General features: G+C 34.3%; 16 protein-coding genes. 11 read left to right on the top strand and 5 right to left on the bottom strand.

The window, feature by feature from the left end; translation table 11 throughout:
- Positions 1-16 precede the first annotated feature (16 nt).
- From NSU17_RS11975 to NSU17_RS11990, 4 genes are read left to right on the top strand one after another with little or no spacing between them, the layout of a single operon-like run.
- On the top strand, positions 17-970 hold the full coding sequence (locus tag NSU17_RS11975; protein WP_340705106.1) for a YncE family protein: 954 nt from the start codon (positions 17-19) through the stop codon (positions 968-970).
- Between the two features lie 2 nt (positions 971-972).
- A complete protein-coding gene (locus NSU17_RS11980) occupies positions 973-1650 on the top strand; it encodes a response regulator transcription factor (protein WP_016838123.1) in 678 nt (225 codons plus the stop codon).
- The gene (locus NSU17_RS11985) at positions 1647-3032 is read left to right on the top strand and encodes a sensor histidine kinase (RefSeq protein WP_340705107.1); all 1386 of its coding nucleotides are present in this window, start codon (positions 1647-1649) and stop codon (positions 3030-3032) included. The genes NSU17_RS11980 and NSU17_RS11985 overlap by 4 nt, the downstream gene beginning before the upstream one ends.
- Before the next feature lies 1 nt (position 3033).
- Positions 3034-3552: a FixH family protein gene (locus tag NSU17_RS11990; protein ID WP_096551920.1), complete on the top strand. Its 519-nt coding sequence runs from the start codon at positions 3034-3036 to the stop codon at positions 3550-3552.
- 212 nt (positions 3553-3764) lie between these two features.
- Here NSU17_RS11990 and NSU17_RS11995 read toward each other — a convergent pair whose 3' ends face one another.
- Together NSU17_RS11995 and NSU17_RS12000 are read right to left on the bottom strand one after the other, a co-directional pair.
- The gene (locus NSU17_RS11995) at positions 3765-4727 is read right to left on the bottom strand and encodes an ISL3 family transposase (protein WP_340705108.1); all 963 of its coding nucleotides are present in this window, start codon (positions 4725-4727) and stop codon (positions 3765-3767) included.
- A 12-nt stretch (positions 4728-4739) separates the two neighbouring features.
- On the bottom strand, positions 4740-5039 hold the full coding sequence (locus tag NSU17_RS12000) for a transposase family protein (protein ID WP_340705109.1): 300 nt from the start codon (positions 5037-5039) through the stop codon (positions 4740-4742).
- Positions 5040-5599: 560 nt separating this feature from the next.
- Between NSU17_RS12000 and NSU17_RS12005 the strand changes: the two genes are divergently transcribed.
- On the top strand, positions 5600-6169 hold the full coding sequence (locus NSU17_RS12005) for a hypothetical protein (RefSeq protein WP_340705110.1): 570 nt from the start codon (positions 5600-5602) through the stop codon (positions 6167-6169).
- Between the two features lie 99 nt (positions 6170-6268).
- On the opposite strand, the gene NSU17_RS12010 is transcribed toward NSU17_RS12005, so the two are convergent.
- Positions 6269-7231, bottom strand: coding sequence for an ISL3 family transposase (locus tag NSU17_RS12010; RefSeq protein WP_340705111.1), 963 nt, complete (start codon positions 7229-7231; stop codon positions 6269-6271).
- A 12-nt stretch (positions 7232-7243) separates the two neighbouring features.
- Entirely contained in the window at positions 7244-7543 is a 300-nt protein-coding gene (locus NSU17_RS12015) for a transposase family protein (protein ID WP_340705109.1), read from the bottom strand.
- Between the two features lie 285 nt (positions 7544-7828).
- Here NSU17_RS12015 and NSU17_RS12020 point away from each other — a divergent pair, with 285 nt between their 5' ends.
- On the top strand, positions 7829-8608 hold the full coding sequence (locus NSU17_RS12020) for a hypothetical protein (RefSeq protein WP_340705112.1): 780 nt from the start codon (positions 7829-7831) through the stop codon (positions 8606-8608).
- Positions 8609-8906: 298 nt separating this feature from the next.
- Here NSU17_RS12020 and yhfH read toward each other — a convergent pair whose 3' ends face one another.
- On the bottom strand, positions 8907-9032 hold the full coding sequence (gene yhfH / locus NSU17_RS12025) for a protein YhfH (protein ID WP_168412528.1): 126 nt from the start codon (positions 9030-9032) through the stop codon (positions 8907-8909).
- A 236-nt stretch (positions 9033-9268) separates the two neighbouring features.
- Here yhfH and NSU17_RS12030 point away from each other — a divergent pair, with 236 nt between their 5' ends.
- The 5 genes from NSU17_RS12030 to NSU17_RS12050 are packed head-to-tail and all read left to right on the top strand — an operon-like array spanning position 9269 to position 15247.
- Positions 9269-9973: a response regulator transcription factor gene (locus tag NSU17_RS12030; protein WP_340705113.1), complete on the top strand. Its 705-nt coding sequence runs from the start codon at positions 9269-9271 to the stop codon at positions 9971-9973.
- Between the two features lie 2 nt (positions 9974-9975).
- Complete coding sequence (locus tag NSU17_RS12035) at positions 9976-10956, top strand: sensor histidine kinase (protein WP_096551914.1); 981 nt, start codon at positions 9976-9978, stop codon at positions 10954-10956.
- Between the two features lie 57 nt (positions 10957-11013).
- The gene (locus NSU17_RS12040; RefSeq protein WP_096551912.1) at positions 11014-11787 is read left to right on the top strand and encodes an ABC transporter ATP-binding protein; all 774 of its coding nucleotides are present in this window, start codon (positions 11014-11016) and stop codon (positions 11785-11787) included.
- On the top strand, positions 11759-13690 hold the full coding sequence (locus NSU17_RS12045) for an FtsX-like permease family protein (RefSeq protein WP_168412531.1): 1932 nt from the start codon (positions 11759-11761) through the stop codon (positions 13688-13690). The genes NSU17_RS12040 and NSU17_RS12045 overlap by 29 nt, the downstream gene beginning before the upstream one ends.
- A gap of 15 nt (positions 13691-13705) precedes the next feature.
- On the top strand, positions 13706-15247 hold the full coding sequence (locus NSU17_RS12050) for a long-chain-fatty-acid--CoA ligase (RefSeq protein WP_340705114.1): 1542 nt from the start codon (positions 13706-13708) through the stop codon (positions 15245-15247).
- The last annotated feature ends 36 nt before the right edge of the window (positions 15248-15283 follow it).

The raw sequence follows: 15283 nt of genomic DNA on the forward strand, positions 1-15283 counted from the left end.
AACTTGGGGTGATTGTTTGAAAAGATGGATAACCTTCATAATCATTTTCTGTTTTTGGATATTACAAGGATGTGAAGATGAGCGTTTTCAATCGATAAATCAACATCAATCCTTTGTTGCTTCTCTAAATATAATAGATCCTTCCCTTGATTTTTTTGATTCGAAAGGTGAACGAATTGCAACATGGAAATTCGATAAATCATACACTGGTGCAACGCTAATTCCTTACGATCGACTTGTACTATACGGGCATCAACTAAATGAAATCGATATTTATGAGCTATCCACAGGAAAATTAATTCAGTCGATTGAAACGGGGATAGGAACAACAAATGCCTATTACGATAAAGAAGAACATTTACTGTTCATTACCAATAGTAAACATAATACAGTCACTTCCTTTGATGAACATGGAAAAAAACAAGGAGAACTTCGCTTAACAGATTATCCAATGTCAATGGATAGTCATCAAGGGAAATTATATATTATCAACTACAAGGCACCTGTACTTTCAGTTGTAGATATAAAATCAATGACACTGGTTGATGAATGGAGTATAGATAAATCATCTAGTGGTTTAATGATTGTGGAAGAAACAAACACCCTTTGGATAGGTGGACACGGCGCTGGAAGTCGTCCAAATCAAGTTGTAAAAGTACATGATTTAAAAACGGGGCAGTTCATTCAAGAAATTCAAGTTTCCCATATGCCTGTTGGATTTACTAGAAATGAAGATATTATATACATCACGAATCATGGCTCAAATGAATTGTTTGCTTGTGATGTGAAGGGTAATGTGTTATGGAGAAAAGAAGTAGGTGCAAACCCATTTGCTGTAGCTTCTTTTAAAGATCAAATCATCGTTGCTGGCTTTGACGACAATCAAATTTATTTTATACAAAATGGGGAGATACAGAAATCGGTTTCCACCGAACATGGACCGTTCCAGCTGCTAGTGAGGGAGGTTTGAAGATGCCGACAGTACTAATCATAGATGATGAACAAGATATGAGAAATTTAATAGAAGTGATGCTTTCTAAATCCTTTTTTCATACAATCGCCGTTGAAAGTGGAAAAGATGCTTATCCAATAATCGAATCAAATGAAGCGGATATCGTCCTTCTGGATGTCATGATGCCCAATGAAGACGGATTTCTTGTCTGCCAAAAAATCCGTAATATTTCTTCCGTACCAATAATCTTTTTAACAGCAAGAGATGGCAATGAAGACAAAGTGAAAGGTTTGACAATCGGTGGGGATGATTACATCGTGAAACCTTTCACTGCTAGCGAATTAGTTGCCAGAATACAGGCAGTTTTAAGAAGGACGGGCTTAAATAGACAACCGATTCTTGAAAGAGGCGTTATTAAGTTAGATGAAGTCTCTCGAAAAGTGTATGTCAACAATCAAAAAGTAACATTAACATTAAAAGAATTCGATTTGCTTCAATTATTTATGAAAAATCCAAGTACAGTTTTTTCCCGCGAACAATTATTAGAGAAGATTTGGGAGATTGATTATGATGGTGGGACGAGGACGGTCGATACCCATATCAAAACATTAAGATTAAAATTAGGGAAAATTTCAAAGGAGGCAAGCGACTACATCCAAACAGTGTGGGGGATTGGCTATCGCTTCGAACTAGTATGAGAAAGTTATCAACAAAAATTTGGGTATTAATCATTGCTTACTTAATGGTGACCATCGTATTTATGTATCTATTTGCAGATTTTCTCTATGAACAATTTTATGTGGAAGATACAAAAAGCGAGATGATGGAGATTGGTGAAAACATCCAATCCATGTATACAGGTGGTAAAGTAACCGATGAATATGTGGAGATGGTTGAAGAGTTTAATATGCATTCGAACTATCATGTATTTGCAGTCCGGAACCCTCGTGAACTAAGTGCTTGCGTCCCTTTTGAAATCGATTATAATACGTTGATTGGTCCGAACGAACGGCGGATTTTATTAAATGGAGAGACTGTTACAAAAATCGGATACGAAGAGCGATTCAAGCGAGAAGTAGTTTCGGTGATATTGCCACTCACGGATCAAAAAAGATTGGAAGGAATTATTTATATTTATTATCCTTTGGCAAAAATTACTGAATTAGCTAAAAATGAAGTGGCTATATTGATGGTGGGAGGATTGCTTTTTACTCTCGTCATTGCCATTTTTGTTTATAAAAGTTTACAGCGAATCATGCGTCCGCTCAATGAATTGCAACGAGCAGTAGAACAAATGTCAGAAGGGGATTACAGTGCAAGGGTAAAGGTGACTTCAAAAGATGAAGTCGGAATGCTGTCAGATGCATTTAACCATATGGCAGAAGCGATTCAACGAGAAGATGAAAAACAAAAATCCTTCTTAGCAACCGTTTCTCATGAATTACGTACACCAATTAGTTATATTAAAGGTTATAGTGAGGCTATTCAGCAACAACTATTAGTAGGAAAAGAACGAGATGAGGCAATGGAGCTAATTCATCGTGAAGCGAATCGCATGGAACGCATGACAAACGAATTGCTTCAGCTCGTTAGAAAAGATAGTGAAGAAATGGAACTGCTTCCGATTGTTTTATCCGAGACCATTCGGGAGTCAATTAAGCTATTGGAAGGACAAGCTCATGAAAAGAACATTATCATTGCAACAAACCTAGACGACAATATAATTGTCCAAGGGGATGAAGAAAAATTAAAACGAATTTTCATTAACGTGATTGAAAATGCAATACGCTACTCAAATGAAAATGGCAAAGTCGCCATCAATTGTTATCAATCTAATCATCATGCAATCATCGAGTTTCAAGATGAAGGAATCGGCATTCCAGCAGAAGATCTCCCTCATGTGACCGAAAGATTCTACCGGGTCAATAAGGCGCGAAGTCGATTTGACGGTGGGGCAGGATTAGGATTATCAATAGTAGAGCAATTGGTGAAGTTACATGATGGAAAATTGCATATAGATAGTGTTCTCGGAAAAGGAACGCTTGTGAAAATATCATTACCAATAATGGAGGAAGATTAATATGAAAAAAATGTTGATTACATTATTAGCTGTACCAATGTTGATGATGGGGTGTTCATCAAATGAACCGGAAGTTGATACAAATGAAGAACCAATTGATGTATCCGATTTGGAAGTAAAAGTAGAAATTTTAACGCCTACAGAAGTGAAAGTCGGAGAACCGGTGGAACTAGCTGCTCATGTAACACAAAACAATGAAAATGTGGAGGATGCAGATGAAGTAAAATTTGAAGTTTGGGAATCAGGATTGCGCGATCATGGAACAATGATTACAGGGGAACATGTCGGTGATGGTGTTTATAAAGCAGAATATACTTTTGATCATGATGGCGTTTATTATATGTATGCACATACGACAGCTCGCGGCTTACATGTCATGCCGAAACAACAAATCGTGGCAGGAGAGCCGGATATGGATAAAGTAATCCCAGAAGAAGATACTTCAAAAGAGGATACTGAACAAATGCAACACGATCATAGTCAGCATGGACATGGAGATTCTCATGGAAGTAATCACTAGTTTCAAATAATGAAAAATAATATACACTTCAGAAATGAAAGCCTGTGAAATTTTACCTTTCGTAAAAATTTCACAGGCTATGATATTTTTTAGAATTAACAGATACTTTTATGATTAAATCGGTTCTTTGTCAAATGGTGTTGGTGAATAAATTTTAGTGACATTATTTGGTAATATGTAATCGGATGGCTTAGGGGAAATTCGAGGTTCCCCTAAGCTGTTTTTATTTTCGCTAAGTTTTGGGTAATGAATATTCGGTTTCTAAAGTGATAGAAGGATCGATAACCGAAAGAAATGCGTTTCATCACTTTGATTTTGTTATGAATCCCCTCTAAAATGCCGTTATTATAATCGTACTTTAGCGTATTCTCGACGTAATTGATGTATTTGTTGATTGTCTTGATGGCGGTTTTCATATAGCTGGAAACGATATTTTGTTTATTCTCTAATGTTTTCTTTAGGAGCTCAAAGTCTTTGGTTTTGATGCAATGTTGCACGTATTGATATAACTCATAGGACGCTTTTAATTCAGAATCTAAATCAATGAGATAGTGGAGAATCTCCACCTCACACATATGCTTTTTAAAGCAACGATGATATTTATAGTTCTTATAATCAAGTTTTGTTTGATCTTTCAGAAGGAGCTTCCAGTATGTTTTCAATTTATTGTAATTCTTTTTATCCCGATTCATGACGTTGATGCGCGTTTTGTTTAAAGCTCTGCTAAATAGTTGGAGGATATGGAATTTGTCGAGTACGATTTCCGCTTTAGGGAAAACTTCGTGAATTAAGGAAATATAAGGGCTGTACATATCGATGACAATCGTTTTTACCGCATCTCTCGCCTTCTTGGAATACCGTAAGAAATACTCTTTGAGGACATGTAATCTCCGGTCCTCCACGATATCCACAATCTCCCCCGTTTCAGAGTCGCAGAAAATAAAGGACATCGCTCCAGCTGCGGATTTCACTGATTTAAACTCATCAAAACACAAATGCTTTGGAAGGTAGTGAATATTTGGTTGATAGTAGCTATAAAAGCTGTCAATGACACGACTGACAGTGGCATGAGATACATTGTGTTTGATGGCAATATCTTTTTCGGATATTTTATCTTTGGCGTTTAAAGCAATCGATACTTTGGTATTGTTGGAAATGCAACAGTTTTTAGCCACGACGCTCGTTTTTCAAGTAAACGTGGAATGACAATGTTTACAGAAATAACGCTGTTTACGCAATTTTAAGTAGGTATGAAAACCTGAAATGCTAGGCATTTTAATGAGAGACGTTTTAAAACCGTGTTTAATGATTTGATTATCAAAGACATGTCCACAAGCATAACAAGCTTTTGGTTGATACGTTAACGTCCCATGAAAGACTTTCGCTTTTACTTTTTTGATCGTTTCGGTAGAACAAAAATTTTCATCAAATGTGATATTTTTGTCTTTTATATTGAGTAGGTTTCGTATAGAATGATGGTGAGACATGTGACACAACTCCTTTGGGAAATGAGGTTTTGTTCGATTACATTTTACCAGAGTTTGTCACATGTCTCATTTTTTTGTGTAAAAAAATGGTGCTGGTTGTATCCACCAACACCAAATATTATAGAGCCGAGAAAACTCGTTATTTGGAAAACTAATTACTCTCCAATAACGAGTTTTTTTATTTAAATGTCTTTATATTAATTTTAATATTCTATTCATTTTTATTTCTAGTAATAAAAGAGTGTATTGCTAGGATAAGTAGAATAGATGGTAATATATACCATAACGAACCTCTTTCGAAAAAGTATTTAAATTCAGGTATAAATACCATATTTTCTGAAATGTACATGAACATGAAAAATGAACTTACTAATAGAATAGCTTCAGGTATATTAATAACTTTTTTAATAGGAATTCCTCCTTTTATAAAAATATACTTAATTATACCATATTATACTTTAATTGTAAAAAATATATGTTATAATATGGATAATCAATAAAAAAGGAGTGGTTTACTGAAGTTCAAAGTCTTATTATTTCTTCTAAGTTCTTTCTTGTTTTTGTCATTTGGTATTAATCAAGAGGTATCAGCATCAGTTTTAACAAAAGATTTGAAAGATACAGCAATTGCTGATAGTAAAGTTGAGTTTGAACCTGCGGTTGACTATGAAAATTTACAAGTTACTAATGATGATGGCTCAATTATTCTTTTTGACAATCTAGAAGACATGGAAATTTATTTGACGACTTCAAAAGAATTACAATCAGGTATCGGTATTAATTGGTATGGCGAGACTGTAGTAGGTACAGAATATAAATGGTTCCACTTTATGGGATATTCTAAACATACTCCTAGTTGGAGAAAGGCATCTGAGCACCATGTAAATAGTGGAGAAACAGAAACGTTTTCTGCAACAGTTAAAACAGAATGGGGAGATGTAACAGCATCATATACTAGAACAACTGGTGTTACATCTGTAATTCCTGCTGATCCTTCTAGATACAGCAGATTAGGTGGCTTTGCAGATTTGAAAATTGAAAGAATTAAAACTACTCAACCTAGCTTTGGTACTCGTTATTCTACAAAAGTAAAAGTATTAGATACGTACATTGATGTAGTATATAAATAAAAATTTTTGGTTCTTTGTCAAATGGTGTTGGTGAATAAATTTTAGTGACATTATTTGGTAATATGTAATCGGATGGCTTAGGGGAAATTCGAGGTTCCCCTAAGCTGTTTTTATTTTCGCTAAGTTTTGGGTAATGAATATTCGGTTTCTAAAGTGATAGAAGGATCGATAACCGAAAGAAATACGTTTCATCACTTTGATTTTGTTATGAATCCCCTCTAAAATGCCGTTGCTATAATCATATTTCAACGTATTCTCCACGTAATTTATGTATTTGTTGATTGTCTTGATGGCGGTTTTCATATAGCTGGAAACGCTGTTCTGTTTATTCGCCAAGGTTTTCTTCAAGAGCTCAAAGTCTTTGATTTTGATGCAATGTTGCACGTATTGATATAACTCATAGGACGCCTTTAATTCAGAATCTAAATCAATGAGATAGTGGAGAATCTCCACCTCACACATATGCTTTTTAAAGCAAAGATGATATTTATAGTTCTTATAATCAAGTTTTGTTTGATCTTTCAGAAGGAGCTTCCAGTATGTTTTCAATTTATTGTAATTCTTTTTATCCCGATTCATGACGTTGATGCGCGTTTTGTTTAAAGCTCTGCTAAATAGTTGGAGGATATGGAATTTGTCGAGTACGATTTCCGCTTTAGGGAAAACTTCGTGGATTAAGGAAATATAAGGGCTGTACATATCGATGACAATCGTTTTTACCGCATCTCTCGCCTTCTTGGAATACCGTAAGAAATACTCTTTGAGGACATGTAATCTCCGGTCCTCCACGATATCCACAATCTCCCCCGTTTCAGAGTCGCAGAAAATAAAGGACATCGCTCCAGCTGCGGATTTCAATGATTTAAACTCGTCAAAACACAGGTGCTTAGGAAGATAGTGATTATTCGGCTGATAGTAGCTATAAAAGCTGTCAATGACACGACTGACAGTGGCATGAGATACATTGTGTTTGATGGCAATATCTTTTTCGGATATTTTATCTTTGGCGTTTAAAGCAATCGCTACTTTAGTATTGTTGGAAATGCAACAGTTTTTAGCCACGACGCTCGTTTTTCAAGTAAACGTGGAATGACAATGTTTACAGAAATAACGCTGTTTACGCAATTTTAAGTAGGTATGAAAACCTGAAATGCTAGGCATTTTAATGAGAGACGTTTTAAAACCGTGTTTAATGATTTGATTATCAAAGACATGTCCACAAGCATAACAAGCTTTTGGTTGATACGTTAACGTCCCATGAAAGACTTTCGCTTTTACTTTTTTGATCGTTTCGGTAGAACAAAAATTTTCATCAAATGTGATATTTTTGTCTTTTATATTGAGTAGGTTTCGTATAGAATGATGGTGAGACATGTGACACAACTCCTTTGGGAAATGAGGTTTTGTTCGATTACATTTTACCAGAGTTTGTCACATGTCTCATTTTTTTGTGTAAAAAAATGGTGCTGGTTGTATCCACCAACACCAAATATTATAGAGCCATTAAATCTTATAACATGAGTAAAAGGAGAATTTTTTCGTTAAATATATATTTTCCGATTTTTGATAAAAATAGTATTTTCAGTCTATTCCTAATTTTTGGTTATTGATATATAGTGAAAAAAATAATTCACTTTTGAAAGAGGTATTAGTTTATTAATGATGAGAAAAATTTTCATTATTTTGTTTGGCATTAGTTTCATTATTTTATTGTTTTGGTTAAATCTAGAGAAAGAATTAGATTACGATGATTATGAAAAAATGGAATTGCTTTCAACGAAAAATAAATCTCAATTAGAAAACGAAGGATATTCGAAAGTAGATATTGAGAAAATTAAAGAGTTTGATAAAAACTATCAAAACCATTTATCTTTAGTAAAGATGATTGAAAATAATACAGTTAAACACTATGGATATAATAATAGAATAATTGAGGAACATCGAAAAATTATTTATGAGAAAAATGATTTTACTAAACAGCATAATCATTTAATGTTTAATACAATTGTCATGGATTTAGCAAGAGATGAAGAGAGAGATGCAGCCAGAATCATCATTGAATTCGAATGGAATAATAAACCTAGTAGTAACAGACATGCAATTAACGTGACATATAACAATTTTATAATGAAAAATATTTATACGGCGTTAAAATATGTCGATTCAAAAGATCAAAATGATATTGTTTATAAAATGGCTGAACTAGAGCCTGTAAATTTTCTTGATGGATTCTATACGGATTTTGATTCGAGGAAAAGAATTGATGGGAAAAATTATGTGTTAACAGCAGGTATCATAGTTTTAGATGTTCGATCTTATATTGTAGGTAAAGGGATCGCACCACTATCCATTACTTCTAGATATGTCACAAAACCGCTTATAGGTAGTCAGGAAATATTGTCAGAACAAGTAATCGTCAATGCTGGAAACGAAATTTAAAGCAGTACAGACCTTACAAGGGATGTGCTGCTACTTTTTTTGAAATAAACATCCATCATGACAGACTTTTCAAATGAAAAAAATGGCTTAAGTTCTCCTGATTGAAAACTTAAGCCGACAAACATTTATGATAACAGGAAACAGCGAATTTAATCTTTATCTATTGATAGAGGCGAATTTGTTCAAGCCTCTTCACGTTTGAAAATAAATAAGCGAATTTATAAGCGATTTTCAATGTTGTTAAGCGATTTAATAGTAAGTTCATTCAATTAGGTAAGCAACTATTTATAAACAATCATTATAGTGAACTGCATTTGTCACATGTGTTAGTGTAGCATTCACTTTGTTCTTCAATTTTTTCACCGCATTTTACACAGATTTTATCTGGCAAACTTTTGAAGAATTCAACAATATTTTCTAACATAGGGGGACCTCCTTATGATTAACTGTTTTATAATAGGTGTTTGTATTTGTAATTGTATTATAACAGTTTGGATTCGTCAATAAGGAAAATGCCCATTTTACAAAACTGTTTTGTGAATATTTTGTGAATCGGTAAGAAAAAATTGCCAAAATCGAAAATCAAAATGTGCTATGAAATGAACGTTATAATTTTTTTGATAAAATAGAGTTAGACATTCCAGAAAAGGGGGAATGATTTTGGAAAATTCGAGGATTTTTATAATAGAGGATGATTATAAAATTGCTTCACTATTGGCTGAAACGTTAAAAAGATACCAATATGAAGTTGAGATTGTGAAAAACTTTGAGGAAATTGTGGAAGAATGTATGGCATTTTCACCACATTTAATTTTGCTTGATATAAACTTGCCTTCTTATGATGGCTATTATTGGTGCAGACAGTTAAGACAATATACGAAATGTCCAATAATATTTATTTCCGCACGTTCTGGAGAGATGGATCAAATATTTGCTTTAGAGAATGGCGGGGATGATTTTATTACAAAACCATTCAATTATGAAATAGTGTTAGCAAAAATTAAAAGTCATTTAAGACGGACTTATGGTGAATATTCTTCACGACAAGAAGAGAGAACTGTTCAATTAGGTCAATTGACTCTTTATTTAGAACGAATGGAATTGCATGTGAAAAATACGGAGATACCGCTACAGAAAAAAGAATGTGCCATTTTAAATATTTTAATGAGAGAGTCGCCAAAGGTCGTATCGCGAGAAAAATTATTGGAAGAGCTTTGGGATGACCAAGCCTTTGTCGATGAAAATACATTGAATGTCAATATGACCCGAGTACGAAAGAAACTAACAGAATATGAAGTTCAATCTGTGATTGAAACAGTTCGTGGGGCTGGTTATCGATTTGTTTTAAGTTCGGAGGAAATGTAAGCATGGGATTGAAATTATTTGTAAAGGAAAATATTTCGTTCATCCTCTTTGAGCTAATTGTCGTTTTATTCATTTTATCGCTATATTGGCTAGATGGTTTTCGGAATTTAGATACAGCAATTTATTCTGTCATCATTAGCCTATTACTTACATTTTCCTATCTTGCCATTCGTTATGTGTTTCGAAAAAACTTTCTAGAACGAATCTCCAATATGCCGAACTCGATGGATGATGCGCTTCAAAAAAATGCAAAAACACCAGAGCATCTACAAACAGAAGCCTATTTCCAAGAACTGTATCGACTGTATCAAAATGAAGTTCAAAATCTATATGCAACCCAAAATAGACAAGAAAAGTTTTTAAATCAATGGATTCACCAAATGAAAACGCCTATCTCTGTTTTAGAATTATTATTACAGGAAGAGGAAAATAACCTAGATAAAACCAGTCTCCAAGAGGAAGTGGATCGACTAAAAAGAGGCATGGAAATGGTATTAATGAATGCAAGGCTTGAGAAGTTTGAAGAGGATATGCAAATTGAACAAGTTAACTTAAAAGGTGTTGTCACTGCAACAATTAATGACAATAAGCGTTTATTTATTACGAAACATGTCTTTCCGGTCATTGATATTGATGAAAAAATAACAGTTACAACAGATTCCAAATGGTTAAAATTTATGCTTAACCAGTTTATTACGAACGCAGTAAAATATACTTTCGAGCAAAATAAAAAGGTAAAAATTTTTGTGAAAAAAAACGATTCAAATGTTACGTTGTATGTTCAAGATGAAGGAATTGGAATTCCAAAATCTGATTTATCAAGAGTGACTAACCCCTTTTTTACAGGAGAAAATGGTCGAAAAACGGGAGAGTCTACAGGTATGGGGTTATATTTGGCGAAGGAAATTTGTGAGAAGTTGGGTCACGAATTAAAGATTGAATCTGAAGTCGGTAAGGGAACAATCATTTCGGTGAATTTCTAAAACATTTCCCCAATAATAATGAATCTTAAACAGAATTTGCTTAAAGAGGGAGCTTATATGGCAATTTTACAAATCATCGATGTAACAAAAGTGTATGAAGGGAAGGTAACGAATCGAGCATTAAATCAGTTGAGTTTTGAAGTGGAGAAAGGCGAATTTTTAGCGGTCATGGGGCCTAGTGGAAGCGGCAAAACGACGTTATTAAATTTAATTTCCACAATTGATAAACCCACTTCAGGCGAAATAATTTTTAATGGGACGAAACCTCATTTATTTAATAAAACGGAACTTGCTTATTTTCGAAGACGAGAACTTGGTTTTATATTTCAAGACTTTAACTTGCTTCCAATGTTGACGGTGGAAGAAAATATTGTACTGCCTCTTACCCTTGACAATCAGCCAGTTTCTTTAATGGAAGAGCGAGTAAACACGCTTGCAGAAAAGTTGGGATTAATGGGAGTACTAACGAAAAGGCCAGATGAGTTATCGGGTGGTCAAGCACAAAGAGTAGCGATTGCAAGAGCTCTCATTCACGAGCCAGCGATTATTTTGGCAGATGAACCAACTGGAAATTTAGATTCCCACAATTCAAGAGAAGTGCTCGAACTGTTAAGTAAAATAAATAAAGAACGAAATGCAACCATTATCATGGTAACTCATGACCCGATTGCAGCTAGTTTCTGTGATCGAGTGCTTTTTATCAAAGATGGAGAATATTTTAACGAAATCTATCGAGATGATCGTAGGCAAACATTTTTCCAACGAATATTGAATGTGTTGAGCTTGTTAGGGGGAAGAGTCGGTGACCTTTCATCAATTCGCTTACCGTAACGTCATCCGTAATTTTCGAATATATGCAGCATTCTTTATGGCAAGTTTCTTCTCCGTATTTGTGTTTTTTATTTACTCGATGATTATGTTCCATCCCGAAATTGATGAAGGTTATTTAGGGAATGTGCCGATTGGCGGTTTAGTATTTGCTGAAATTATTTTAGTCGTGTTTTCATGGTTTTTTATTTTTTATTCGATGAAAGCATTTTTAGAAGCGCGTGCTAAAGAATTTGCCATTCTGCTTCATTTAGGAATGGAAAAGCGTCAGCTCAGCAGACTTATCTTTTTGGAAACAACGTTGATTGGAACTCTTTCGATTGCGTGTGGCATCCTTTTTGGATATGCTTTCACAAAATTTTTCTTTATGATTGTTCGGGAAATTTTAATGTTGGATCAACTGCCTTTATATTTTAAATGGGAGCCGTTTGTCTTAACAGCAGCCGTTTATTTTAGCGCATTCGTCATCATTTCCATTATTAGCATAAACTTTTCTCCAGAAAGAAAAATAATTGATTTATTGAAATGGTATCATTTTGTTAATATTAACGATCATTTTTCAAAAAAGAGAGCAATTTTAGCAGTCATTCTTTTAGCAATTGGATATGTATTAGCGTTATTAACAAATCGAGTGAATTTTTATCCGTTCGTTGTTTTAATACCAATTCTCATTACCATTGGGACGTATTTTTTCTTTACAGATTCTACTTCATATTTCGTTCATTACATGAAAGAGCGGAAGAGTTTTTCGTGGAAAAAATCAAGAATGTTATCCATTGCAGAGCAAACATTGATCATGAAAAACAATGGAAAAATGTTTTTTGTTGTAACAATGGTCTCAGCTGCTGCTTTTTTATGTGTAGGGTTGCTAGCAGCCCTGTCTTCGTACACTTCAAAATACGATCAACTAAATCCATTAGGTTTGATATATAAGGGACATATTGATAACCCTTATGAAAGGGCTCATATTCGATCTATTTTGAACGAGTTGGAATTGAAAGGTCTTTCATACCATTTAACAAGATTTGAAGTAAAAAAACAGACGTCCTCTTATACGAATTACGAAGTGGAAGTATTTCGAGAATCGGATATAAACAGTCTATTGTTCTCTTATGGTTATCCGATGGTGCGATTAGATTCTGGTGAAGGAATGTTTATTCCGTACTCCGAAGAGGCAATTAAAAAACTATCGAAAAGAACTGTGCATACGGTATTGAAAGAAAATAATGTACCGATTTCGATTAATCAAGTATATCCGGAGTTGATTTTTCCAAGTTCCATTGTCAGTCCAAACGCCATTATTATTAGCGATGAAGATTTTTTACGTTTAAAAAAGCCTTATAGTGGATATCCACATGTGGAACCTGGATATCATTTGTTTGCATTTGATATTCCCCAATGGTTAGAAGCACAAGATGTTGGATTGTCCATTTACAAAGAGGTACAAAAAGAATATGAAAAAGAGCGGTATGGATTGCCTTTTTATTTTGAAAATGCTGGTTTAAATTATTCTTTTGTTTTATCAACTTACGCATTATTTACACTGGTAGGGTTATTAGTTGCAGCAGTATTTTTACTAGCTGCTGGAAGCTTTATTTACTTTAAAATTCATACCAATTTAGATTCAGAAAAGCGAAAGTTTGATGTGTTAAAGCGAATGGGCATTGCAGATAGTGAAATAAAACGCCTTGTGACAACACAATTATTTCCTCAGTTTTTCTTGCCTTGGGGTGTGGCGATGGTTCATAGTTTATTTGCCTTTTTAGCTTTGCAAAATATATTAAAGGATATTGCCAATATATCAATTGTAAAAGAAATCATCTTTGCTTTTTCTTTCATCATTTTATTGCAAGTGATTTATTTCTATTTAATTCGATGGAGATATATTGCTCACGTAAAAAATTAAGTTGGGGATGCTAGTATGAATTTAGTAAAAAAAGTTCGCGAACAGTCTTTAAACCACCCAGAAAAAATTGCTTATATTTTTGAAGGTCGTTCAACAACTTACGGTGAATTTGAAGATAAAGTAAGCAGTCTTGCTTTTTCGATGAATCAACTGGGCATTCAAAAAGGGGACCATGTAGCACTAATTTTTCAAAATTGTCCCCATTTTTTAATTGCTTATTATGCATTGATGCGTATTGGAGCAGTTTCAATTCCCATCAATCCGATGTATACGCTGGATGAAATGTCTTACATTGTTGACAATGGAGATGTAAAGTGGATTATTGCTGGAGAAGATTCGATAGGGCGAATTAATCAATTGTCCAATAAATTTTCACAAATAAAAGGTTCAATTCTTTGTGATAAAGATTCATCACATCTTTTTCATGATCGGCAAGAAGGCAAGTACCATTTTTACTCTGATTTAATAAAGCATTCATATTCTATGAAGCCGGTATCGTTGGAAGCGGACGATATCGCGATCATTTTATATACATCTGGAACGACTGGCCATCCTAAAGGTGTGATGTTGACTCACGGAAATCTATACGCTAATGCACGAGACGTTGGAGATTATTTTTTGTTTTCGGAAGAAGATCGAGTGATTGCCACCTTGCCTTTTTATCATGTATTTGCTTTGACAGTCGTGTTGAATGTTCCATTAAGCACTGGTGCAACGATATTAATTGCCCCAAGGTTTTCTCCAAAATATATTTTTCAGCTTGCAAAGGAATATCATGCGACCGTGTTTGCTGGGGTTCCTACGATGTATAGTTTTCTTCATCAATACAAAGAAGGAGAGCCTTCAAGTTTCTCTAGTTTACGATTAGCCATTTCCGGAGGTGCTCCGCTCCCAATCAAAGTACTCGAAAAGTTTGAAGCAAGGTTTAACATCCCAATTTTTGAAGGGTACGGATTATCGGAAGCAGCGCCAGTTACATGTTTTAATTCTCCGACACAAAAGCCAAAACCCGGTTCAATTGGTACCTCCATTCCGAACGTAATAAATAAAGTGGTAGATGACCAGGGGAATGATGTAGCGATTGGAGAAGTTGGAGAATTGATATGTAAAGGACCGAATGTCATGAAAGGATATTATAAGTCTCCTGAGGAAACAGGTAAAGCCATTCGTGATGGTTGGTTATATACTGGCGATTTGGCAAGACAAGATGAAGAAGGATATATTTATATCGTTGATCGCAAAAAAGATTTAATTATTGTTGGGGGATATAATGTATATCCGCGTGAAGTGGAAGAAGTATTATATACCCACCCTAAAGTATTGGAAGCAGCTGTAGTAGGTTTTTCTAATGAAGATTATGGAGAAGAAGTACATGCCTTTATTGTTTTAAAGGAAGAAGCCTATTATGATGAGTTACTTCAACATTGTGAAAAACATTTGGCAACTTATAAAATTCCAGAGGCTTTTCATATTATACAATCATTGCCGAAAAATTCTACTGGGAAAATTTTAAAACGCCATTTAAAAGAACGGATTGAGCGAAAAGTGACAGAATAATGGGGAAGCAGTACAATAGATGAAGTGTAACCTTAA

Source organism: Ureibacillus sp. FSL K6-2830, from assembly GCF_038004145.1.
Lineage (GTDB): Bacteria > Bacillota > Bacilli > Bacillales_A > Planococcaceae > Ureibacillus > Ureibacillus thermosphaericus.